Origin of the sequence: Streptomyces sp. NPDC007205 (genome assembly GCF_040634095.1) — a bacterium.
GTDB lineage: Bacteria > Actinomycetota > Actinomycetes > Streptomycetales > Streptomycetaceae > Streptomyces.
Genome location: NZ_JBEYEW010000011.1, coordinates 209,898 through 232,685, shown reverse-complemented (window position 1 = coordinate 232,685; position 22,788 = coordinate 209,898). Strand labels below are relative to the sequence as shown.

Sequence of the window (22,788 nt, the reverse complement as noted above, 5' to 3'; positions counted from 1 at the left end):
CAATATTTCAGGATGTCAAGTAAGCCGCTATTCTGGTGGGTATGGCCACACCACCGAAGACCCACCGCCCCGACGCCTTGACGATGGAGGTCGTCGAACTCATCGGGGACGTAGTGGCCCGCTTCTACGCGGACTACGAGGAAGCGGCGGGCGCGCACGCGCTGACCGGACCGCAGGCCCGGCTCCTCAGTCTGCTGTCGGTGGAGCCGCTGCCCATGCGGAAGCTGGCGCAGAAGCTGAAGTGCGAGCCGTCGAACGTCACGGGCATAGTGGACCGCCTGGAGTCCCGCGGCCTGGTGGAACGCCGCCCCGACCCGGCCGACCGCCGGGTGAAGGTGGCCGCCGCCACCGACGACGGCCGGCGCGTCGCCCGCGACCTCCGCGAGGGCCTCCACTTCGCCCGCGAACCCCTCGCCGGCCTCTCCGAGGACGAACGCCGTTCCCTGCGCGATCTGCTGCGCCGCATGCTGGCCGGCTGAGACTCGGTAGAGTTCCCGCCATGCGCGATCTTGGGGCGGGATTCGGTTATCTGCTGAAGGGGCAGCGCTGGATGGCCCGGCACGGCCGCCAGTACGGCTTCGGGCTGTTGCCCGGGCTGATCACCCTGGTCCTCTACACGGCCGCGCTGGTCGCGCTCGCCGTGTGGGGCGAGGACGCGGTCACCTGGGCGACCCCGTTCGCGGACGACTGGTCCAGCCCCTGGCAGGGCCTGTTCCGCGGCTTTCTGACCGTCGTCCTGTTCGCCCTCGGACTGCTGCTGGCCGTGCTGACGTTCACGGCCGTCACCCTGCTGGTCGGCCAGCCCTTCTACGAGAACCTGTCGGAGCAGGTCGACGCCGGTGTCTCGCCCGACGGCACCGCCCCGCGGTCGGACCTGCCGCTCTGGCGCGAGCTGTGGATCTCCGCCCGCGACAGTCTGCGCATCCTGGTACGGGCCGCGCTGTGGGGCGTGCTGCTCTTCGCCCTCGGCTTCCTGCCGTTCGTCGGCCAGACCGTCGTCCCCGTGCTCGGCTTCCTCGTCACCGGCTTCTTCCTCACCGAGGAACTGGCCGCCGTGGCCCTCCAGCGCCGGGGCGTCGACCTGCCCGCCCGGCTCACCCTGCTCCGCTCCCGCAAGACCCTGGTCTGGGGCTTCGGCACGCCCCTCGGCCTGGCCTTCCTGGTCCCGTTCGTCGCGGTGTTCCTGATGCCGGGCGCGGTCGCGGGCGCCACGCTGCTCGCGCGCGACCTGCTGGGCGAGGACAGCGCCGACGACGACTCCGCTCCCGACGGGGAGCCCCAACCGGAGGACGTCACCCCATGACCCAGATACTCGCCGTCGCCGTCATCACGGTCCTCGCCGTGATCGCCCCCGGCGCCGACTTCGCGATGATCGTCCGCAACAGCTATCTGTACGGCCGCCGCACCGGCCTGCTCGCCGCCACGGGCGTCGCCGCCGGAGTCCTGGTCCACGTCACCTACACCCTGCTCGGCGTCGGCCTGCTGATCGCCTCCTCCACCGCCCTGTTCACGGTGATCAAGCTGATCGGCGCGGCCTACCTCGTCCACGTCGGCATCCGCACCTACCGCACCCGCGGCGAGCTGAAGATCGACCTGGACGACCGGCGCGAGCTGACCCCGTTCGCCGCGCTGCGCACCGGCTTCCTCACCAACGTGCTCAACCCGAAGACGACCCTCTTCGTCGTCTCCACCTTCGCCCAGGTCGTCAGCCCGGACACCCCGCTGTACCAGCAGGCGGGCTACGGCCTGTTCATGTCGCTCGCCCACCTGCTGTGGTTCGGCGTGGTCGCCGCGTTCTTCTCACAGGCCCGGATGCGGGCCGTGATGCTGCGCGGCCAGAAGATCCTCAACAAGGTGATCGGCTCGGTCCTGGCCGGCCTCGGCATCAGCCTCGCGCTCGCGCCGTCGCACTGAACGGCGCTGTGACCGACGGTCGCGCGGCGGATCGACGGTTGCGGTCTTGATTGCCTGGCAGGCGACGGAGGCAGGATTGAGGCATCCACACACCTCGACCAGGAGGCACCGCGATGGCGGGATTCCAGCCCACCCCGGCCGACACGGCCCGTGAGGCGGTCGTCGAGGCCGCTCTCGGCAAGCTCGGCCTCGACGCCAAGGCACGGCTGCTGGCCGGCCAGGACGTGTGGACCCTGCCCGCACTGCCGGAGATCGGCCTGCAGTCACTGGTGATGTCCGACGGCCCCATCGGCGTACGCGGCGTGCGCTGGACCGCCGACGACCCCTCCGTCGCCCTGCCCTCGCCCACCGCGCTCGCCGCCACCTGGGACCCCGCACTCGCCCGCCGGGCGGGTGTGCTGCTCGCCCAGGAGGCCCGTCGCAAGGGCGTCCATGTCCTCCTCGCGCCCACGGTCAACCTGCACCGCTCACCGCTCGGCGGCCGGCACTTCGAGTGCTACAGCGAGGACCCGTATCTCACCGGCGTGATCGGCAGCGGCTATGTCACCGGCGTCCAGTCCGGCGGAGTCGGCACCACCGTCAAGCACTTCGTCGCCAACGACGCCGAGACCGACCGCTTCACCGTGAACAACGTCGTCCCCGAACGCGCCCTGCGCGAGCTGTATCTGGCCCCGTTCGAAGCCATCGTCGAGAACGCCCGCCCCTGGGGCGTCATGACCGCCTACAACACGGTCAACGGCACGACGATGACCGAGCACCGCCACCTGGTCGGCGAAGTCCTGCGCGGCGAATGGGGCTTCGACGGCTTCAACGTCTCCGACTGGATGGCCGCCCGGGACACCGTCGGCGCCATCGGAGGCGGCTTGGACGTGGCCATGCCCGGGCCGCGGACCGTCTACGGGGAGGCCCTCGCCCAGGCCGTACGGGACGGCCACGTCGCCGAGGCCACCGTCGATGCCGCCGTACGACGCGTCCTGCGGCTGGCCGCCCGCGTCGGGATCCTCGACGGTGCCGAACCCGTCGTGGCCGAACCGCCCGCGCCCGTCGACGGCGAGGCCCTCGCCCGCGAGATCGCCCGCCGCTCCTTCGTCCTGGTCCGCAACGAGAACGCCGCCCTGCCCCTGAAGCCGAACGGCACGGTGGCCCTCATCGGCGCCGCCGCCCGCGACGCCCGCGTCCTCGGCGGCGGCTCGGCCACCGTCTTCCCGGCCCGGACCGTCTCCCCGCTCGACGGCCTCACCACCGCACTCCCCGAAGGCGCCCTCACCTACGCCGTCGGCGCCGACCCGGCCACCGAACTCGCCGTCGCCGACCGGGGATTCCGGCTCAGCGCCGTCTGCCGCGACACCGACGGCCAGGTCATCGGCACCCGCTCCGCGCCGAACGGCCACATCCAGTGGATGGGCTCCGACCTCCCCGGGGGTGTCACCCACGGCACCCTGCACACGGTCGAGCTCACCGGCACCTTCACCCCGCGCACGACCGGCCCGCACACCTTCGGCATCAAGGGCACGGGCCGCTTCACCCTCACCATCGACGGGACGACGTACCACGACGACGTCCAGCGCCTCGGCAGGGACGACCCCTTCGAGGCCTTCTTCGGCGCCCCCGTACCCCGCGCCCAGGCCGAACTCACCGCCGGCGAGCCGGTCGACGTCTCCCTCACCCATGTCGTCCGGCTCAACGAGGACATCCCCATGAAGGTCGTCGCCTTCACGCTCGCCCACGCCGAGCCGCAGCGCGACCCCGACGAACTGATCGCCGAGGCCGTCGAAGCGGCGCGGAACGCCGACACGGCCGTCGTCGTGGTCGCCACCACCGACCGTGTCGAGTCCGAGGGCTTCGACCGCACGGACCTGAGGCTCCCCGGCCGCCAGGACGACCTGGTGCGCGCGGTCGCCGCCGCCAACCCGCACACGGTCGTGGTCGTCAACTCCGGCTCCCCGGTCGAACTGCCCTGGCGCGACGAGGTCGCCGCCGTCCTGCTCAGCTGGTTCCCCGGCCAGGAGGGCGGCGCCGCCCTCGCCGACGTCCTCACCGGCACCCACGAGCCCGGCGGCCGGCTCCCCACCACCTGGGGCTCCCTCGCCGACGCCCCGGTCACCCAGGTCGTCCCCACGGACGGTGAACTGCACTACGCCGAGGGCGTCTTCATCGGCTACCGCGCCTGGGAGAGGGCCGCCCGCACCCCGGCCTACCCGTTCGGCCACGGCCTCGGCTACACCGACTGGACCTACGAGTCCCTGGACATCGACGGCACCACCGCGCGCATCCGCCTGCGCAACACGGGCGAGCGCCCCGGCCGCGAGGTCGTCCAGGTCTACGTCGCCCCGGCCGGGCCCGGCCCCGAGCGCCCGGCCCGGCAGCTGGCCGGCTTCGCCTCCGCCGAGGCCGGTCCCGGCGAGAGCGTCGAGGTGACGGTCGCCGTGCCGCGCCGCGCCTTCGAGGTCTGGGACGAGGAGGCGAAGACGTGGGCGGTTGTGAAGGGTTCGTACGAGATCGCCGTCGGACGCTCGATCGCGGACCGCAGGCTCGCCGCACCGATTAACGTCTGATCCGGGACAAGTCCCCCCACGAGCAGCCCCGGTCCGGGACCTGACCCCTGGACCGGGGCTCGTCACCTCCGCGTACGGATAGACTCCCGGCCCGCGAACACCGCAAGACACCGGGTGACACCGGGCACGGGGGAGAGACATCGTGTATCCAGGCCAGCAGCCGGGGCCGTACGGCCAGCAGCAGCCGACGGGCCCGTACGGGCAGCAGCCGCAGTACCAGCAGCCGTACCCGCCGCAGTACCAACAGCCGTATCCGCCACAGGGCTACCCCCAGCAGCCGTATCCGCCCCAGGGGTACCCGCAGCAGCCCTACCCGCCCCAGCCGTCCCCCCAACCGCCCGCCCAGCACGTCGGCGAGGGACGGATGCGGCTGGACCCGAACCTCAGCCCGGCCCAGCGTGATCTGGCACTGAAAATCCAGGCCAAGTCCAAACCGATGGCCTACGGCATGGTCCTCGGCATCCCGCTCACCTTCGGCGGGGTCCACTACGGCATCACGCGGCAGCCCCTCGGCTTCCTGGCGGCGCTCGCCGGACTGGGCCTGCTGGCCTTCGGTGTCTTCTCGCTGCTGCAGATGCAGGCCCTCAAGCGGCAGCTGCGGCTCGTCACGGCCGACGCCTGGCGTTCCCCCGCCGCGCATCTGCCCGGCGCCCGCAAGGCCGCGACCCAGGCCGCCTATCTCAACGGCCTGCTGGTCCTGCTCTCCCTCGCCGCGACCGGCTATCTGCTCTACAAGGGCGTCGGCTGGGGCGCGTACGGCAACTCGCTCGGCTTCGGTGCGCTGTCACTGGGCGCGGCCCTGCCGTTCGGCATGGCGCTGGCCGCCGCGACCACCATTCCGCAGCTGCTCCAGGTGATTCCGGCCGGGGCGAAGGTGGGGCGGAGCCTGTACTCGATCATCTTCGTGCTGGCCACGACCGTGACGGGGGAGGGGATCAAGGGTGGTTCCGTCGGGCCGGTCGTGGCCGGTGGCTCGACGTTGCTGATCTGCGGTGGCGCGATGTCGCTGTTGGGCAAGGCGGCCAAGCGGATGCGCGGCGAGACCGGCTGACGGACCGAGAAGGCGTACCCCGTCCCGGACCGGAACACCTGACCGGTGCCTAGGCAACCGGACGGGGCGCGATGATCGTCCGGTACGCGATCGCCGCGAGCCGCGCCTGGCCGTCCCTGCTGGGGTGGAACCAGTCCCAGTGACTGAGCTGGTCGGCGTCGAAGCGGTAGTCGTACACCGCGTTGTTGTCGAAACGGCAGCGGCGGTCCTTGCCGCAGACCTCCTTCAGCACCTTGTTGTACTCCACCACCCGCCGCTGCACCTGGTCCCGGCGCAGCGTGGCCGCGCTGGTCAGGTCGTCCGCGTCGGACAGCATCGACGGGCAGATGCCGAGCTTCCACACCTGCTTGCCCAGCGGATCGGCCCGGCCCTCGGACCACAGCCGCTTCAGGTTCGGCACGCTCGCCACGTACACCTGCGTCTTCGGCCGCGCCGCACGCAGGGTGTGCAGCGCCTCCTCGAACTGCGCACGGAAGTCGGCCACCGGGGTCATCGCCGACGCCGACGCACGGCAGGCGTCGTTCGCGCCCACCATCACCGTCACCAGCTCCGGGCCGCGGGCCGCCGCCTGGGCCATCTGCCCCGGCAGGTCCGCCATGCGGGCGCCGGTCTGCGCGTAGTTCCAGCTGCGCTCCGCAGCGCCCCTGACCCCGAGCAGGCGCACCGCCAGGCTGTCGACCTTCGCGTCGCTGCCGGTCGCCCACGACACCTCGGGGCAGTCCGACAGCACCGTGCACGCGTCGAAGCCGCGCGTGATGGAGTCGCCGACCGCGGCGATCGAGTCCGGGCTGCGGTTCCACACCGGTGCGGGCCTGGCGGCGCGTGCCTTGGTGCCCTCGGGCGCGGGCGAACTGCCGCCCCCGGCGTCGCATCCGGCGACGCACAGCACGGCGGCCGCCACGACGGCGGCAGCGGCCCGCCCATGGCTGCTTCGCTTCCGCATCCCCTGGTGATCCCCTCGTCGTCGAATCCAGTGCTTCCGGTGCTTCCTTCCATAACAACGTGCGAGGGTTCCCGACCCGCCACCTTGGAACGGAGTACCCCCGTACAAGCGTCCCCCTGGGTGAATGGCGGAGGTTTCCCGGCAGCGGGACCGACGGTACGTCACACTCCTTGCACCGCCGCAGGGTAGCCTCGCCATCAGCGCGGCCGTCGTGCCACTGCCGCCAGCCAGTCCGCAAGATGTCCCGCTCTGCCCGGAGGTTCCGGTGACGACACGTGGAGTTCTGTACGTGCACTCCGCGCCGCGCGCGCTGTGCCCGCACGTCGAGTGGGCCATCGCCGGGGTGCTCGGCACGCGCGTCAACCTCGACTGGATCCGGCAGCCCGCGGCCCCCGGCACCTGGCGCTCGGAGTTCTCCTGGCAGGGCGAGGCCGGTACGGCCTCCAAGCTGGCCTCCGCACTGCGCGGCTGGCACCTGCTGCGCTTCGAGGTCACCGCGGAGCCCTGCCCGACCGCCGAGGGTGAGCGCTACAGCTGCACTCCCGACCTCGGCATCTTCCACGCCGTCACCGGCATCCACGGCGACATCCTCATCCCCGAGGACCGCCTGCGCGCGGCGCTGACGCGGTCCCACCGCGGCGAAACCGACCTGGAGGCGGAGATCGCCAAGCTCCTCGGCAAGCCCTGGGACGACGAACTGGAACCCTTCAGATACGCCGGCGAAGGCGCCCCGGTCCGCTGGCTGCACCAGGTGGTGTGAGTCCCCGCGGCCGGTGCCGCACGCGAAAGGGCCCCTGCCGAGCGGCAGGGGCCCTCACTCACGTTTCTCAGACGGTCCTGAACGCCAGGACCACGTTGTGGCCGCCGAAGCCGAACGAGTCGTTCAGCGCGGCGATACGGCCCTCGACCGGAAGCTTGCGGGCCTCCCCGCGGACGACATCCGCGTTGGCCTCCGCCTCGGGGTCGATGTTCTCGACGTTGATCGTCGGCGGCGCCACCCGGTGGTACAGCGCGAGCACGGTCGCGACCGACTCCACGCCGCCCGCGCCACCGAGCAGATGCCCGGTCATCGACTTGGTCGCGGAGACCGCCATGTGGTCCGCGTCGTCGCCGAACACCTTCCGCAGCGCCTTCAGCTCGGCGATGTCACCGGCCGGCGTCGACGTGGCGTGCGCGTTGACGTGCACGATCTCGGCGGGGTTCAGGTCGGTGTTGTCCAGCAGGTTCTGCAGCGCGTGCGAGATGCCGCGGCCCTCGGGCTCCGGCTGCACGATGTCGTGGCTGTCGGCGGAGACGCCCTGTCCGACGGCCTCCGCGTAGACGCGCGCCCCGCGCTTCGCGGCGTGCTCGGCGGACTCCAGGACGATCACGCCGGCGCCCTCGCCGAGGACGAAGCCGTCACGGTCGACGTCGTAGGGACGCGACGCACCCTGCGGGTCCTCGTTGTTCTTGGACATCGCCATCATGTTGCCGAACGCGGCGATCGGCAGCGGGTGGATGGCCGCCTCCGTACCGCCGGCGACGACGACGTCGGCGCGGCCGGTGCGGATCATCTCGATGGCGTAGCCGATGGCCTCGGCGCCCGAGGCGCACGCGGAGACCGGCGTGTGCACACCCGCACGGGCGCCCACCAGCAGGCCCACGTTGGCCGAGGGGCCGTTCGGCATCAGCATGGGGACGGTGTGCGGGGAGACGCGGCGGACGCCCTTCTCCTTCAGCACGTCGTACTGGTCCAGCAGGGTCGTCACGCCGCCGATGCCGGAGGCGATGACCGCGCCCAGCCGGTCGGGGTCGATGGACCCGTCCTCGCCGGCCTTGCCGGTGAAGCCGGCGTCCTTCCAGGCTTCCTGAGCCGCGATCAGCGCGAACTGCGCCGAGCGGTCCAGCTTGCGGGCCTGCGGCCGCGGGATGACCTCGGTGGGCTCCACGGCGACCGGGGCCGCGATCTTGACGGCCTGATCGGCCGCCCAGTCCTGCTCCAGGGGCTTGATGCCGGACTTGCCGGCGACCAGACCCTCCCAGGTCGAGGCTGCGTCGCCACCCAGCGGTGTGGTTGCGCCGATACCGGTGACGACCACGGTGCGATTGGTCGGGCTCACGGGAATTCTTTCTCCAACAGATGCGGGATTCTACGGCGCCACCGCCGGGTGGCGGGGCCTTGCAGCCTTCAGGACCGAGGGGTGGCTCAGGCCTGGTGCTTGAGGATGTAGTCGGTCGCGTCACCGACGGTCTTGAGGTTCTTGACGTCCTCGTCCGGGATCTTCACGTCGAAGCGCTCCTCGGCGGCGACGACGACCTCGACCATGGACAGCGAGTCGACGTCCAGGTCGTCGGTGAAGGACTTGTCCAGCTGGACGTCCTCGGTGGGGATCCCGGCGATCTCGTTCACGATCTCGGCGAGACCGGCGACGATCTCTTCCTGAGTGGCGGCCATGTCAGGCGCTCCTTCTTCGATGTTCCAGACGGTTTGTGGCAGTTGTCCCCGTGCCGGACGCAAGATCCGGCACGGAGTGCCTAGGGGAGGGTAACGACCGTGGCGGCGTAGACGAGACCCGCCCCGAAGCCGATGACGAGTGCGGTGTCGCCGCTCTTCGCCTCCCCGGTCGCCAGAAGCCGCTCCATCGCGAGCGGAATCGAGGCGGCCGAGGTGTTGCCGGTGGTGCGGATGTCCCGGGCGACCGTGACATGCTCCGGCAGTTTGAGGGTCTTCACCATCGAGTCGATGATCCGCACGTTGGCCTGGTGCGGGATGAAGACGTCCAGCTCTTCCGGGCTGATCCCGGCCGCGTCCAGCGCCTGCTGGGCGACCTTCGCCATCTCGTACACGGCCCAGCGGAACACCGCCTGGCCCTCCTGCGTGATGGCGGGGAACTTGACGTTGCCCTTGCTGTCGAGGGGCAGCGCGGAGACGTCACCGATGGCGAACCGGTCCCAGGGGACGGTCTGCTTGATGGTCTCGGACTTGTCGCCCTCGGAGCCCCACACGGTGGGGCCGATGGCCGGCTCCTGCGAGGGGCCGACGACGACCGCGCCGGCGCCGTCGCCGAACAGGAAGGCCGTGGCCCGGTCCTCCAGGTCGGTCAGGTCGCTGAGCCGCTCCACGCCGATGACGAGCACGTAGTCGGCGGAACCTTCCACCACCATGCCCTTGGCGAGGGTCAGGCCGTAGCCGAAGCCCGCGCAGCCGGCCGAGATGTCGAAGGCGGCGGCCTTGTTCGTGCCCAGCTTGTCGGCGATCTCGGTGGCGACCGCCGGCGTCTGGCTGAAGTGCGAGACGGTCGAGACGACCACGGCACCGATCCGCTCGGCGTCGATGCCGGCGTCCGCGATCGCCTTGCCGGCCGCCTCGACCGACATCGCGGCCACGGTCTCCTCGGGACCGGCCCAGTGCCGGGTCTCGATGCCGGAGCGCGAGCGGATCCACTCGTCGGACGAGTCGATCTTCTCCAGGATCACCTCGTTGGGCACCACCCGGGTCGGCCGGTAGCCGCCGACACCGAGGATGCGCGCATACGGGGCGCCCTTGCTGGGCTTGATCTTCGCCATGTACGGGCTCCTTAGGCGCCGGCGTGCTCGGAGATGAGCGCGCGGGCCGCGTCGAGATCGTCGGGGGTCTTCAGGGCCAGCGTCGTGACGCCGGGCAGCGCCCGCTTGGCCAGGCCGGTCAGGGTGCCGCCCGGGCACACCTCGATGAGCGCGGTGACGCCCAGCTCCTTGAAGGTCTCCATGCACAGGTCCCAGCGCACCGGGTTGGCGACCTGTCCGACCAGCCGGTCCAGCACCTCGGCGCCGGTGGCCACGGTCCGTCCGTCCTTGTTGGAGACGTAAGGGACCTTGGGGTCGGCGGGCGTCAGCTCCGCGGCGGCCTTGGCCAGCGTCTCGACGGCGGGAGCCATGTGGCGGGTGTGGAAGGCGCCGGCGACCTTCAGCGCGACGACCTTGCGGACCCCCTCGGGCTTGTCCTCGTTCAGCGCGGCCAGCTGCTCCAGCGTGCCCGCCGCGACGATCTGGCCCGCGCCGTTGATGTTCGCCGGGGTCAGGCCCAGCCTCTCCAGGTGCGCGACCGAGGTCTCGGGGTCGCCGCCGAGCAGCGCCGACATGCCGGTCTCGGTGATCGCGGCGGCGTCGGCCATGGCCAGACCCCGCTTGCGTACGAGGCCCAGCGCGGCGGTGTCGTCCAGGACACCGGCGAAGGCGGCGGCGGTGATCTCACCGACACTGTGACCCGCGACCGCGCCCGGCGCGATCTCCGTGATGTCACCGAGTGCCGCGGCGGACAGGATGCCGGCGGCGACCAGCAGCGGCTGGGCCACCGCGGTGTCACGGATGGCGTCGGCGTCGGCCTGGGTGCCGTAGTGGACCAGGTCCAGTCCGAGGGCGTCCGACCAGGCGGCCACACGGTTGGCGGCACCGGGCAGTTCGAGCCAGGGGGTCAGGAAGCCGGGCGTCTGGGCGCCCTGGCCGGGAGCGACGAGTACGAGCACTCTCACACTCTCTCTTGGGGACGGCCACGGCCGCCCGTGGGGACAGGGACGAAGAACACGAAGGGCTTTTGTGGGGCCCCGACAAAACCCTATGCCTGGGTCTCGCCGTCGGCCAGACGCCCTAGGATCAGCGCGATCCGCAGTGTGAAGGCGGATCGTACATCCGAAGGCGACCAGCCGGTGACGTCTGTCACACGTCGGAGCCGGTAGCGCACGGTGTTCGGGTGAACGAAAAGCATCCGGGCCGCGCCTTCCAGGCTGCTCGCCTGCTCCAGATAGACACTCAGCGTTTCCAGCAGAGCCGAGCCCGCTTCCTCCAGCGGTCTGTAGATCTCCTCCACCAGCTGCTCGCGGGCGCTCGGATCGCCCGCGATCGCGCGCTCCGGCAGCAGATCGTCCGCCAGCACCGGCCGCGGTGCGTCCTGCCAGGCGGAACACGCCTTCAGGCCCGCGGCGGCGGCCTGCGCGGACCGCGTCGCGGCCAGCAGATCGGCTACGACCGGCCCCGCGACCACCGGTCCGGCGGCGAAGGGCCCGATCAGCGACTTGGCCACGGCGAGCGGGTTGTTGCTTCCCCCGGCGATGACGACGAGCCGGTCCCCGAGCACCCCGGTGAGCACCTGGAGCTTGGCGTGCCGGGAGGCCCGGCGAATGGCCTCGACGGTCAGCTCACTGTCGCCGTCCGGCGCCGTTCCCAGCACCACACACACATGCTCGGGCGAGTTCCACCCGAGGGCGGCGGCCCGGCTGACGGCGCCCTCGTCCGCCTCCCCGCTCAGCACCGCGTTGACGACCAGCGACTCCAGCCGCGCGTCCCAGGCACCGCGTGCCTCGGCGGCCTGGGCGTACACCTGCGCGGTGGCGAAGGCGATCTCCCGCGCGTACACGAGCAGAGCCTCGCGCAGCACACTCTCGTCCCCCGGAGCGGCCACCTCGTCGATGGCGCTCTCCATGACCTCGATCGTGGTCCGCACCATCTCCACGGTCTGGCGCAGTGTGATGGCCCGGGTCAGCTCGCGCGGGGCGGTGCCGAAGACATCGGTGGAGATCGCCTGCGGGGCGTCCGGGTGCCGGAACCACTCGGTGAAGGCCGCGATGCCCGCCTGGGCGACCAGCCCGATCCAGGAACGGTTCTCCGGGGGCATGGCCCGGTACCACGGCAGGGTCTCGTCCATCCGCGCGATGGCCTGTGCGGCGAGAGACCCGGAGGACTTCTCCAGCCGCTTCAGGGTCGCGGCGTGCGGGTGGACGGCGTGTGCGTGGGGATCGCTGCGGTGGGATTCGGGTTCGGGCACGGGGACAAGACTGCCTTATCCGGACGCGGACGTGTTCCGCCGGGTCAGGGGTGAGGGGCGTGCGCGGTCCCACGCGGGTCTACCGTGGTGCGCGTGATGGACGTACGGCGCGCCGGTGAGCGCTACCCCGGGGGCGAGGCGGAGGCCGGCATCGAGTCGTGGCACGCCTTCTCCTTCGGGCCGCACTACGACCCCGACAACCTCCGCTTCGGCGCCCTGATCGCCTGCAACGAGGAGCGCCTCGCACCCGGCGCCGGCTTCGGCGAACACCCGCACAGCCACACCGAGATCGTCACCTGGGTCGTCGAGGGCGAACTGACGCACCGCGACTCCACGGGCCACGAGAGCCGGGTACGGCCCGGAGACGTCCAGCACCTCGGTGCGGCGGCGGGCGTCCGCCATGCGGAACGCAACGACGCCGACGAGCCGTTGACCTTCATCCAGATGTGGCTGGCCCCCCGGGAGCCGGGTGGCGAGCCCTCGTACGAGATCGTCCGCGGCATGGCCGACGCGACGCCGTACGCCGTTCCGGCAGCGGGCGCGCTGCTGCACGTCCGCCACCTGGCGGCAGGCGAACGGACCGCGGTGCCGGACGCGCCGTACGTGTACGTGCATGTGGTCCGGGGCGAGGCCCGGCTGGCTGATGCGGAACTGGGCCCCGGTGACTCCGCGCGGATCGCCGGGGCGGCGGGCCTGCGGGCCGAGGGCATCACGGCGGCCGAACTGCTGGTGTGGGAGTTGTCCGGGTGAGGGCTCAGCCGGTGCCGGGCTGCTCCGCGTTGCGCCAGATCGTGATGTCGACCGTGATGTAGTTGCTGGGATCCTGCGCGGCGGAGGTTCCCCGGTAGGTGACCAGCGCGATGTGCCCGGGCACGGTGTGCACGCAGATCTGCGAGCCGCTGCTGAGCCGGGAGAGGTGGATGTCCTCGGCGTAGCGGGTCACGCGTCGGCAGGTCGCCAGCGATCCGTGCTCGGCGTTGTTGAGGAGGACCACCTTCTGACTGCTGCTGCCGACGACGGGTGTCTTGTCCTCGGAGTAGTACTGGTCCTCTCCGTAGTAGAAGTCGGTGCCCTCCACGTTGGCGGCGGAGACCCCGTCCTTGGTGCGCGGCTTCGGCGGCGAGTCGGCGAACAGCAGGTAGTAGTCCTCAGGGATGTTGATGCCCTTGTAGGTGACCGGCTTGGGATCGGGCACGGTCGAGGGGGCGCTGGAGCCGGACTGCGAGCCCGGGGCGGCGTGCGCGCCGGAGCCCTTCGCCGAGGTGCTCGTGCCGTCCCCGTTCGTCCTGGCCAGGTACACCGCGCCGGCCACCCCGACGACCAGCGCCGCCGCGACGACCGAGGCGATCACGCCGACCCGGTTCCGGCGGACCGGCCGCGGCTGGACTCCGGGCCAGGCAGCCACCGGCGGTGCGGGCGGTGGGGTGTGGGGCGCGGTCATGGTGTGCATGGCGTGCGGCGCCGGCTGGTCGAGCCGGGTCACGGGAGCGGTCGGCGGCGCCGGTACGGAAGCGGTGACCTGGGTTCCAGGCGCGGTCGCCGGGGGTGCCTGCGGTGGCACGGCGGGCGGCACGGCCTGAGCCGCCGGGGCCGCCGCCAGCGCGGCGGACGCCGAGACACGCTGGGTGATCTGGGTGCCGATCGCGGCGGGCAGCCACTCGCCGGACTGGCGCAGCCCGCCCGGGGAGGCCTCCTGGCACAGCGCGATGACCTCCGCGGGCGTGGGGCGGTCGGCCGGGTCCTTGGCCAGGCAGCGGGTGACGAACCCCAGGGCGTCCGGCAGGCCGGTGAGGTCGGGCGCCTCGTGGACGATGCGGTACAGCACGGCGTGCGAAGGCCCGTCGCCGTACGCTCCCGAGCCGCGGGCCGCGAACGCGGCGACCTGGCCGAGCGCGAAGACGTCCGAGGCGGGCGTGATCTCCTTCCCGGTGGCCTGCTCCGGCGACATGAACGCCGGGGTGCCGACGGAGACACCGGTGCCGGTGAGGGCCGTGGCGTCGGTGGCGCGCGCGATGCCGAAGTCGATGACCCGCGGCCCGTCACCGGCCAGCAGCACGTTGGACGGCTTGAGGTCGCGGTGCACGATGCCCGCGCCGTGGACGACCGTCAGCGCCTCCGCCACGCCCGCGATCAGCAGCAGGAGCGTGGACACCGGGAGCGGGCCGTGCTCGGCGACGGCCGCCGCCAGCGAGGGGCCGGGCACGTAGGCGGTGGCCAGCCAGGGCCGGTCGCCTTCGGTGTCGTAGTCGATGACCGGCGCGGTGTACAGGCCCTGCACGCGCTGTGCGGCCTGGACCTCCTGCCGGAACCGGCGGCGGAACTCGGGGTCCTCGCTCAGCTCCGGCCGGATGGTCTTGAGCGCGATCGGATGCCCACCGGGCGTGTACGACAGGTACACCGTGCCCATGCCGCCGGAACCGAGCCGCGCCGCCAGCCGGTAGCCGGCCACCGTCCGCGGGTCACCGCTCTCCAACGCCCGGAACCGGCCGCCGCTTTGGAGCCCGCCCATCATTCTCCCCCGATGTCCGTGACTGTGCTCTTGCGCTGCACGGCGAGGCTATCCGACAGTGATCAACGGCCGCTGCGGGCCTCCCCCAGCACCGCGTCCGTGAGTACCGGCCACACGCCAATCGCCCAGGGCCCGAACGCCCGGTCCGTCAGCGCGGCACACGCCAGCCCCGCGTCCGGGTCGATCCACAGGAACGTACCGGCCTGCCCGAAGTGCCCGAAGGTGCGCGGCGACGAGGAACTCCCCGTCCAGTGCGGCGACTTGGAGTCGCGGATCTCGAAGCCCAGCCCCCAGTCGTTCGGGTTCTGGTGCCCGTACCCCGGCAGGACCCCCTTCGTCCCCGGGTACTGCACGCTCATCGCCTCCGCGACCGTGCGCACATCCAGCAGGCTCGGCGCCTGCACCTCGGCCGCGAAGCGCAGCAGGTCCTCGACCGTCGACACCCCGTCCTTCGCCGGGGAGCCCTCCAGCGAGGTCGACGTCATCCCCAGCGGCTCCAGCACCGCCTGCCGCAGATACTCCGCGAACGGGATGTCCGTCGCCTTGGCGATGTGGTCGCCGAGCTGCTCGAACCCGGCGTTGGAGTAGAGACGGCGCTCACCGGGAGGCGCCATCACCTTGTGCTCGTCGAAGGCCAGCCCGGACGTGTGCGCGAGCAGATGCCGGACGGTCGCCCCGGGCGGCCCGGCGGGCTCGTCCAGCTCGATCGCGCCCTCCTCGTACGCGACGAGCGCCGCGTAGGCCGCCAGCGGCTTGGTGACCGAGGCGAGCGGAAAGCGGTGTCCGGCGGGGCCGTGCGTCCCGAGGACGGTCCCGTCGGCTCGTACGACACCCGCCGCGGCGGTGGGGACGGGCCAGTTCTCGATCGACGCCAAGCTGTTCAACGACATGGTGCCGAGCCTATGCGGCTCACAGCAGCAGCCGCATCGACGGGTCCGGATCGCGCGTGAACCCGAGCGAGGCGTAGAGCGCCTCCGCCTGAGGCGAGGCGTTCAGCAGCACATGGCCCGCACCCCGCTCCCGGAACCAGTCCAGCAGCTCCTCCATACAGGCGCGGGCGTACCCGCGCCGCCGGGCCTCCGGGGCGGTCGCCACGCTGAACACGTGCCCGACCCGCCCGTGCGGGTTGCCGGCCTTCCCGATCCGGTACTCCAGCGTTCCGGCCGCCAGCGCGGCCAGCGCCCCCGGCCGGTCCGGACGGTCCACGACGAAGGCCGCGAAGTCCCCGTCGGCCTCGGTGAGCCGCGCCCGCAGCGTCGGCAGCGACTCGGCATGCCACTGCGTGGGCCCGGAGGCTCCCCCGCTCCACAGCGAGTCGATCATGACCTGGCGCAGCCGCAGTACTTCGGCGGCATCCTCGGGCAGGGCCCGGCGTGCAAGATTCATGCCGCCGCACGCTAGCCAGGCGTCCCGGCCCGCGTCCTGCGGATTTCTTACCGGATCCGCTTGCTTGGAGTGCACTCCAAGGTCATAGCGTGGGGGTCATGACGGTGATGCAGACCACGCCAGCGGACACCGCGCCCACGGCCCCCGCCGACATCTGCTCCGCACCGGCCAGACGCCATCCGCGCCCCGACGGCCAGGACCGCTACACGATCAGCGAGGTCGTCGCGTTCACCGGCCTGACCGCCCACACCCTGCGCTGGTACGAGCGGATCGGCCTGATGCCGCACGTCGACCGCTCGCACACCGGCCAGCGGCGCTACCGCAACCGCGACCTGGACTGGCTGGACTTCGTGACCAAGCTGCGGCTGACCGGCATGCCGGTGGCGGACATGGTCCGGTACGCGGAGCTGGTCCGGGAGGGCGAGAGCACCTACGGGGAACGGCGGGAACTGCTGGAGTCGACCCGCCGCGACGTCCTGGACAGGATCGCCGAACTGCGGGACACGCTCGCCGTGCTCGACCGCAAGATCAGTTTTTACGCTACGGAGGGGACCACGAGATGACCGACGCCAGGATTCCGACGGTACGGCTCGGCGAGGGCGGACCGGAGGTCGGCGTACAGGGCCTCGGCTGCATGGGCATGAGCTTCGGCTACGGCCCCTCGGACGCCGGCCAGGCGCGCGCCGCGCTGGACCGGGCGCTGGAGCTGGGCGTGACGCTGTACGACACGGCGGACGCCTACGGCGCGGGCGAGAACGAGCGGTTCCTGTCCCCCTTCTTCAAGGCGCACCGGGACGAGGTGGTCATCGCCACCAAGTTCGCCCTGTCGATCCCGAAGGACGACCCGGCCAAGCGGATCATCCGCAACGACGCGCCGTACATCCGCGAGGCCGTCGAGGCCAGCCTGAAGCGCCTCGACGTCGACGTGATCGACCTCTACTACATGCACCGCCGCGATGTGAACGTCCCCGTCGAGGAGACCGTCGGCACGATGGCGGAGCTGGTCCGCGAGGGCAAGGTCAAGCACCTCGGGCTGAGCGAGGTCACCGCCGAGGAACTGCGCGCCGCGCACGCCGTGCACCCGATCGCGGCCGTGCAGTCGGAGTGGTCCCTGTTCAGCCGGGACATCGAGGCGAAGGTCATACCGGCCGCGCGGGACCTGGGCATCGCCCTGGTGCCGTACTCGCCGCTCGGCCGCGGCTTCCTCACCGGCTCCTTCACCAACGCCGAGCAGGACCTCACGGCCGACGACTTCCGCCGCCGGCAGCCCCGCTTCACCGGTGCCAACGCGGCTGCCAACGCCGCCCTCCTGGAGCCCCTGCGCACGATCGCCGAGGCCCATGACGCCACCCCCGGCCAGATCGCCCTGGCCTGGGTCCAGCAGCGCGCCGCACTAGACGCCCTCCCGGTCGTCCCGATCCCGGGCACCCGCAAGCCGGGCAGGGTGGAGGAGAACGTGGCGGCGACGCGCATCACGTTGTCCGACGAGGAGTTGGCTCAGCTGGACCCGATCGCGGCGAAGGTGTCGGGCGACCGGTACGCGGACATGGCGTTCACTTCCGCGGGCCGGGAATAGCTCAGAGCTCGGCCAGCAGCTCGGCCTTCTTGGAGGAGAACTCCTCGTCGGTGACCAGCCCCGCCTGGTGCAACTCCCCGAGATGCCGGATCCGTTCGGCGATGTCCGCGGGGTCACGCCGGGACGGGGCCGGTACCACCGGTACCGGCCCCCGGGTGCGTACGGCGGCGAGCACCGCCGCGGCGAACGGCAACGACTCGTGCACCGGCCCGTACCCGAGGCCGAACACCACCGCAGCCGGATCCTGGTCGGGCTGCACGGACGGGCCCGGGCCGTCACGCCGTACCAGCCGCAGATGTCCCTCGAACACCTCCGGCGACCGCCACTCCACCCCGCTCAGGTCGGCGACCGCGAAGCTCTGGTCGCCGGCCTTCCACTTCGCCGACGACGCCCCCGTCCACGACCAGCGGAACTGCACGGACGCCCCGTCGAAGGACGCCTTCCCGTCGTACGCCTTGAACTGCAGCGGCGCCTCGGGCACCGGCACCAGGAACCGGTCGGCCGGCCCGGACCCGGACTCGGTCAGCAGCGGCTTCAGCTCGTCCGCGTAGTACTCGGCGAGCGTCTCCCGCTCGGCCGACAGCACCAGCCGGTACGGATCGGAGCTCTCCTTCAGCTGCCCGTCCGCCGCCTCCATCAGTGGATCGGCGCCGGGACGGGGCACCAGCCGCAGGACGACCGTGCCGCGCTTGCCCGGGGTGAGGGTCACGCCCTCGACCGCGGACAGCGGGACACGCCGTTCCCCGAGCGCCTGCAACAGCTTCGGTGTTCGAATCCCCCGTTCGTAACGGATGAGCACGGAGTCGGACTCAAACTCCCAGACGGCATGAAAACCCGCCAGTACGTCACCCATGCGGCTCATCGTATGCGGCACGTGCTCCTCCGTCGCCACCCGCGCAGACCGCACTTCCTGCTGTTTCTACGCGCGTCCGGCCGTGGTAGTGCTGGGCACACCGGCCCGGCAGCCGTCGTTCTCGCGTGCGCACGTCACCGCGCCGTACGCGCCGACCCCGACGCCGGCGAGGTTGCGCAGGCTGTCCGTGCCCGGCTGGAAATAACCGGCGTGCCCCTGCGCGTCCCGCGCGGACAGCACACGCGCGCCGAACGCCGAGGACACCGGATCGGCGCCGTGCCCGAGCCCGCCGAGCTCCAGGTACGGCACGTCCTGGATCCAGTCGGTGGCGTCCCGCATGGCCCACACCCGGGCCCCGGTGTCCAGCTGCGAGGCGCTGGGGACCCGCATGCCGGGGCTCGCGGCCACCGCTATGTCGGTCACCCGGCGGGGCAGGGCGTGCGCGGCGACCCCGCAGACCACCGAGCCGTAGCTGTGGCAGATCATCGCCACCGGGGCACGGCCGGGCAGGCCGCGCACCAGGGCGTTCAACCGTACGGCGCCCTCGGCGGCGCGCAGCCCGGTGGCCGCGTCCATGCCGAGTCCGTCGGGGGCGGTGTAGTCGGCCCAGGCGATCACGGCCGTACGCGTCGTGGGGCGCTGTGCGCGCTCCTCCGCGTACAGGGCCTTGGCCATGCCGACCGGGGCGGTGAACGGGCTGGAGGTCTTCTGGAAGGTGAGCAGATCGGTGTCGACACCGGGGACGACGACCGAGACCCGCTGCGCCTCGTCCAGGTTCCCGAACACCTCGGCGACACGGCCCGAGCCCTCGGGGTCGAAGGCCAGGATCTGCCGGCCGGGGCTCAGCAGGGACTCGTAGCGGTGCATACGACTGGCCGCGTCCTGCTGTCCGGCCGCGCTGAGCCGGCTGTCGTGCAGGCGTTTCCTCTCGACCTCACGCTGCTGCTCCAGCGCGACGCGGTTGGCGCGGTAGCGCAGGGCGACGGGGGCGCCGTTCATGTTGCCGACCGCGAGCGGGTAGCGGTGGGCGAGACGGTCCTGGTCCTCGGGGGAGACGGAGGCGAAGAAACGGCTGAGCCGGGCCGGTGCGGCCTGGGGGTCCGGCAGATGGAGGCCGTGGATGCTGCCGTGCTCCCACTTGGCGAGCGAGGCCTGCAGTGCGGTCGACTCCCGGTGACTGCGCAGGGCGGTCCAGCCGGTGGTCGCCAGCATCACGAACACCACGGCCAGCGCCAGCAGGGCGCGCCAGACGTTCAGGGGCGGGGAGGTGTCGAAGGAAGTCACTGGGAGGACACACTAGGAGAACGAGAGGGTCTCGGGGTAACCAAGTGGCAGGGATCACGTTTCGCGGAACGTCGAACGCCGTGTCAACGATCTTTTGTGGCGCGCCAGTTTCCGGTCAACGCGGAACCCACCTGATCGAGGTGGGACGCGGTGAGTTGACGTATCGCCTCCAGGCTGAAGTCGTCGCCCGTGCACCACTGCCGTTCCGTGACCCTTATCACCCCGCCGAACACGGCCACGGCCAGCCGCGGTCGCGGGTCGGCGTCCACGTCCACGCCCTCGCGCTCGGCGAGCAGACGCGCGATCGTCTCCTCGGTCGCCGCCGAGCGGCGCAGATGGGCGGCGAGCAGCGCGGGCGTCGACTCGATCGTCCGGTACATCCGCAGATACAGCTCGACCGGCACGGCCGACTCGACGGTCTCGCGGATCGCGTCCCAGCCCTCCAGGACCGCCTGCCGCAGGGCCTCCATCGGCGCCTCGTGCGCGGGCCGCGCCCGTACGGCGGCCACGAAGTGCTCCTCGGTGATCGCCTGCACCGCGAAGGCCACGTCCTCCTTGCCCGCGAAGTAACGGAAGAAGGTGCGCTGGGAGACGTCGACGGCCTCGGCGATCTCGTCGACGGTCGTGTGCTCGTACCCCTGGGTGGTGAACAGTTCCAGAGCGGCTCGCAGCAGCGCCTCCCGGGTGCGCTGTTTCTTGCGTTCGCGGAGTGTTTCCATGGGTGTCAGTTACTGACGCCTGAAATGGTTTGTCAATTGTCAGAGGCTGTCACTAGCCTCGAACGTATGACTAGTCAGACCACCATCGACGCGACGGGGCCGGGCGACGCGCGCTCGCCAGCCCCGCTCGGGTCGGCTCCGGCCGCGGGGCTGCGCGGCCATCCCTGGCTCACCCTCATCACCGTCGCCGTGGGCGTCATGATGGTGGCCCTCGACGGGACCATCGTGGCCATCGCCAACCCGGCGATCCAGAAGGACCTGGGGGCCACCTTCGCCCAGGTGCAGTGGATCACCAACGGCTACTTCCTCGCCCTCGCGGTCTCCCTGATCACCGCGGGCAAGCTCGGTGACCGCTTCGGCCACCGGCAGACCTTCCTCATCGGTGTGACCGGCTTCGCCGCCGCCTCCGGCGCGATCGGCCTGTCGCACAGCATCGCCGCGGTCGTCACCTTCCGCGTCTTCCAGGGCCTGTTCGGCGCGCTGCTGATGCCGGCCGCGCTCGGCCTGCTGCGGGCCGCCTTCCCGGCCGAGCAGCTCAACATGGCCATCGGCATCTGGGGGATGGTGATCGGCGCGTCCACCGCGGGCGGCCCGATTCTCGGCGGTGTCCTCGTCGAGCACGTCAACTGGCAGTCGGTGTTCTTCATCAACGTCCCGGTCGGCGCGCTCGCCCTGCTCCTCGGCCTGCTGATCCTGCTCGACCACCGCGCCCGGAACGTACCGCGCTCCTTCGACCTCCTCGGCATCGCCCTGCTCTCCGGCGCGATGTTCTGCCTGGTCTGGGCGCTCATCAAGGCTCCGGCGTGGGGCTGGGGCGACGGCAAGACGTGGATCTTCATCGCCGCGTCCGTGGTGCTCTTCGCCGCGTTCTCCTTCTGGGAGACGAGGGTCGGGGAGCCCCTCATCCCGCTGGGCCTGTTCCGCTCGATACCGCTGTCGGCCGGTGTCGTCCTGATGGTCCTCATGGCCATCGCGTTCATGGGCGGGCTTTTCTTCGTCACCTTCTATCTGCAGAACGTGCACGGGATGAGCCCGATCGACGCCGGTCTGCATCTGCTGCCGCTCACCGGCATGATGATCGTCGGCTCCCCGCTGGCCGGCGCCGCGATCACCAAGCTCGGCCCGCGCATACCGCTGGCCGGCGGCATGGCCGCGACCGCCATCGCCATGTACGGCATGTCGACCCTCAAGGCCGACACCGGCAGCGGTGTGATGTCCGTCTGGTTCGCGCTGCTCGGCCTCGGCCTCGCGCCGGTCATGGTCGGCGCCACCGAGGTCATCGTCGGCAACGCGCCCATGGAGCTGTCCGGCGTCGCGGGCGGCCTCCAGCAGTCGGCCATGCAGATCGGCGGCAGCCTCGGTACGGCCGTGCTGGGCGCCGTGATGGCCTCCCGGGTGGACAGCGATCTGCCGGGCAACTGGACGGGGGCCGGGCTGCCGCCGCTGACCCCGGACCAGCTGGGCAAGGCCTCGGAGGCGGTGCAGGTCGGCGTCGCCCCGGTGCCGAAGGGCGTTCCGGCGCCGGTCGCCGCGAAGATCACCGAGGTCGCGCACCACACCTTCATCTCCGGCATGAGCCTCGCCTCCCTGGTCGCGGCGGGCGTGGCGGCGGTCGCCGTCCTCGTCGCGCTGCTCACCAAGCGGGGCGCGAACGCCGAGGCGGGCGCGGGCGTGGGCCACATCTGAGGTCTGGGCGGAGTTTCGCCTATCAGGGTGACTCCGCTAAAGATTCCTCGCACCGGGCGCGCGCCGCAGGTCACAGTGGGTCAAGTCCTCCGCAGCGCATGGGAGGACCACCGGGCCGGGGCGCGCTGCCGGAGGGGGGCAGCGCGCGCAGGTCTGCCTGCGCGGAACCGGGGTACCCGCACACCGAGGCCGAACTGTCCATGAACCTCAGGGAGTTGATGATGGCGGGCTTCGGGCACGGAACGCGCGGGTACCCCCGGTCACGTGGCCGGACGTGGCAACGGACCGGGCCGGACCGTGCGACGCTCGGGATCATCGGCACGATCTGTGCCGTGGCCGGCTTCTTCGCGCTGGGCATCGTCCTGGGACCGGTGGCGATGTTCTGTGGCTGGCAGGCGATGGGCCGCAAGTGGTCCGACGACCGTGACATCCCGGCCCTGGTGGCCCTGATCCTGGGCGCGATCGACACACTGCTGGCCATCATCGCCCTGGCGGGCGTGGCCACGTGGAGCCACGGGCTCCTTTAGCCGAGG

Annotated in this window: 23 protein-coding genes; 11 read left to right on the top strand and 12 right to left on the bottom strand. The window is 71.6% G+C overall.

What is annotated here, in order from left to right; translation table 11 throughout:
- Positions 1-41 precede the first annotated feature (41 nt).
- The 5 genes from ABZ624_RS20780 to ABZ624_RS20760 all read left to right on the top strand — a co-directional run bounded on the left by ABZ624_RS20780 (position 42) and on the right by ABZ624_RS20760 (position 5,520).
- Positions 42-479, top strand: coding sequence for a MarR family transcriptional regulator (locus tag ABZ624_RS20780; RefSeq protein WP_360090683.1), 438 nt, complete (start codon positions 42-44; stop codon positions 477-479).
- Positions 480-499: 20 nt separating this feature from the next.
- On the top strand, positions 500-1,303 hold the full coding sequence (locus tag ABZ624_RS20775) for an EI24 domain-containing protein (RefSeq protein WP_360090680.1): 804 nt from the start codon (positions 500-502) through the stop codon (positions 1,301-1,303).
- A complete protein-coding gene (locus ABZ624_RS20770; protein WP_360090677.1) occupies positions 1,300-1,914 on the top strand; it encodes a LysE family transporter in 615 nt (204 codons plus the stop codon). Before ABZ624_RS20775 ends, ABZ624_RS20770 begins: the two co-directional genes overlap by 4 nt.
- Positions 1,915-2,027: 113 nt before the next feature.
- Positions 2,028-4,469, top strand: a complete 2,442-nt coding sequence (locus ABZ624_RS20765) for a glycoside hydrolase family 3 C-terminal domain-containing protein (RefSeq protein WP_360090674.1) — start codon at positions 2,028-2,030, stop codon at positions 4,467-4,469.
- 142 nt (positions 4,470-4,611) lie between these two features.
- Positions 4,612-5,520, top strand: coding sequence for a hypothetical protein (locus tag ABZ624_RS20760; RefSeq protein ID WP_360090671.1), 909 nt, complete (start codon positions 4,612-4,614; stop codon positions 5,518-5,520).
- Positions 5,521-5,569: 49 nt separating this feature from the next.
- Here the strand turns inward: ABZ624_RS20760 and ABZ624_RS20755 are convergent, their stop codons facing one another.
- Positions 5,570-6,463 (bottom strand): SGNH/GDSL hydrolase family protein, encoded by an 894-nt coding sequence (locus ABZ624_RS20755; protein WP_360090668.1) that lies wholly within the window; start codon positions 6,461-6,463, stop codon positions 5,570-5,572.
- A gap of 265 nt (positions 6,464-6,728) precedes the next feature.
- Here ABZ624_RS20755 and ABZ624_RS20750 point away from each other — a divergent pair, with 265 nt between their 5' ends.
- Complete coding sequence (locus tag ABZ624_RS20750; RefSeq protein WP_360090665.1) at positions 6,729-7,223, top strand: DUF3145 domain-containing protein; 495 nt, start codon at positions 6,729-6,731, stop codon at positions 7,221-7,223.
- Positions 7,224-7,290: 67 nt separating this feature from the next.
- Here ABZ624_RS20750 and fabF read toward each other — a convergent pair whose 3' ends face one another.
- From fabF to fasR, 5 genes are all read right to left on the bottom strand, one after another.
- A complete protein-coding gene (gene fabF, locus ABZ624_RS20745) occupies positions 7,291-8,562 on the bottom strand; it encodes a beta-ketoacyl-ACP synthase II (RefSeq protein WP_360090662.1) in 1,272 nt (423 codons plus the stop codon).
- Between the two features lie 86 nt (positions 8,563-8,648).
- Positions 8,649-8,897: an acyl carrier protein gene (locus tag ABZ624_RS20740; RefSeq protein WP_018545314.1), complete on the bottom strand. Its 249-nt coding sequence runs from the start codon at positions 8,895-8,897 to the stop codon at positions 8,649-8,651.
- A gap of 80 nt (positions 8,898-8,977) precedes the next feature.
- Positions 8,978-10,009 carry a ketoacyl-ACP synthase III gene (locus tag ABZ624_RS20735; protein WP_360090659.1) on the bottom strand — a complete coding sequence of 344 codons (1,032 nt, stop codon included), beginning with the start codon at positions 10,007-10,009 and terminating at the stop codon, positions 8,978-8,980.
- A gap of 11 nt (positions 10,010-10,020) precedes the next feature.
- Positions 10,021-10,947 carry an ACP S-malonyltransferase gene (locus ABZ624_RS20730; RefSeq protein ID WP_360090656.1) on the bottom strand — a complete coding sequence of 309 codons (927 nt, stop codon included), beginning with the start codon at positions 10,945-10,947 and terminating at the stop codon, positions 10,021-10,023.
- 89 nt (positions 10,948-11,036) lie between these two features.
- Positions 11,037-12,242, bottom strand: coding sequence for a fatty acid biosynthesis transcriptional regulator FasR (gene fasR, locus ABZ624_RS20725; protein WP_360090653.1), 1,206 nt, complete (start codon positions 12,240-12,242; stop codon positions 11,037-11,039).
- 96 nt (positions 12,243-12,338) lie between these two features.
- On the opposite strand from fasR, the gene ABZ624_RS20720 reads away from it, so the two are divergent.
- The gene (locus ABZ624_RS20720) at positions 12,339-12,992 is read left to right on the top strand and encodes a pirin family protein (RefSeq protein ID WP_360090743.1); all 654 of its coding nucleotides are present in this window, start codon (positions 12,339-12,341) and stop codon (positions 12,990-12,992) included.
- 4 nt (positions 12,993-12,996) lie between these two features.
- On the opposite strand, the gene ABZ624_RS20715 is transcribed toward ABZ624_RS20720, so the two are convergent.
- From ABZ624_RS20715 to ABZ624_RS20705, 3 genes are all read right to left on the bottom strand, one after another.
- Positions 12,997-14,751 (bottom strand): serine/threonine-protein kinase, encoded by a 1,755-nt coding sequence (locus tag ABZ624_RS20715; RefSeq protein WP_360090650.1) that lies wholly within the window; start codon positions 14,749-14,751, stop codon positions 12,997-12,999.
- A gap of 62 nt (positions 14,752-14,813) precedes the next feature.
- On the bottom strand, positions 14,814-15,641 hold the full coding sequence (locus tag ABZ624_RS20710; protein WP_360090647.1) for a serine hydrolase domain-containing protein: 828 nt from the start codon (positions 15,639-15,641) through the stop codon (positions 14,814-14,816).
- 19 nt (positions 15,642-15,660) lie between these two features.
- Positions 15,661-16,137: a GNAT family N-acetyltransferase gene (locus ABZ624_RS20705; protein ID WP_360090644.1), complete on the bottom strand. Its 477-nt coding sequence runs from the start codon at positions 16,135-16,137 to the stop codon at positions 15,661-15,663.
- Positions 16,138-16,235: 98 nt separating this feature from the next.
- Between ABZ624_RS20705 and ABZ624_RS20700 the strand changes: the two genes are divergently transcribed.
- Together ABZ624_RS20700 and ABZ624_RS20695 are read left to right on the top strand one after the other, a co-directional pair.
- Positions 16,236-16,700: a MerR family transcriptional regulator gene (locus tag ABZ624_RS20700; RefSeq protein ID WP_360090641.1), complete on the top strand. Its 465-nt coding sequence runs from the start codon at positions 16,236-16,238 to the stop codon at positions 16,698-16,700.
- Positions 16,697-17,713 (top strand): aldo/keto reductase, encoded by a 1,017-nt coding sequence (locus tag ABZ624_RS20695; protein ID WP_360090638.1) that lies wholly within the window; start codon positions 16,697-16,699, stop codon positions 17,711-17,713. The genes ABZ624_RS20700 and ABZ624_RS20695 overlap by 4 nt, the downstream gene beginning before the upstream one ends.
- A gap of 1 nt (position 17,714) precedes the next feature.
- Here ABZ624_RS20695 and ABZ624_RS20690 read toward each other — a convergent pair whose 3' ends face one another.
- The 3 genes from ABZ624_RS20690 to ABZ624_RS20680 all read right to left on the bottom strand — a co-directional run bounded on the left by ABZ624_RS20690 (position 17,715) and on the right by ABZ624_RS20680 (position 20,569).
- Positions 17,715-18,566, bottom strand: coding sequence for a DUF4429 domain-containing protein (locus tag ABZ624_RS20690; RefSeq protein ID WP_360090635.1), 852 nt, complete (start codon positions 18,564-18,566; stop codon positions 17,715-17,717).
- A 66-nt stretch (positions 18,567-18,632) separates the two neighbouring features.
- Positions 18,633-19,850 (bottom strand): alpha/beta hydrolase, encoded by a 1,218-nt coding sequence (locus tag ABZ624_RS20685; RefSeq protein ID WP_360090632.1) that lies wholly within the window; start codon positions 19,848-19,850, stop codon positions 18,633-18,635.
- Between the two features lie 83 nt (positions 19,851-19,933).
- A complete protein-coding gene (locus ABZ624_RS20680; protein ID WP_360090629.1) occupies positions 19,934-20,569 on the bottom strand; it encodes a TetR family transcriptional regulator in 636 nt (211 codons plus the stop codon).
- 66 nt (positions 20,570-20,635) lie between these two features.
- Between ABZ624_RS20680 and ABZ624_RS20675 the strand changes: the two genes are divergently transcribed.
- The gene (locus ABZ624_RS20675) at positions 20,636-22,255 is read left to right on the top strand and encodes an MFS transporter (RefSeq protein ID WP_360090626.1); all 1,620 of its coding nucleotides are present in this window, start codon (positions 20,636-20,638) and stop codon (positions 22,253-22,255) included.
- 221 nt (positions 22,256-22,476) lie between these two features.
- Entirely contained in the window at positions 22,477-22,782 is a 306-nt protein-coding gene (locus tag ABZ624_RS20670) for a small hydrophobic protein (protein WP_360090740.1), read from the top strand.
- Positions 22,783-22,788: the final 6 nt, after the last annotated feature.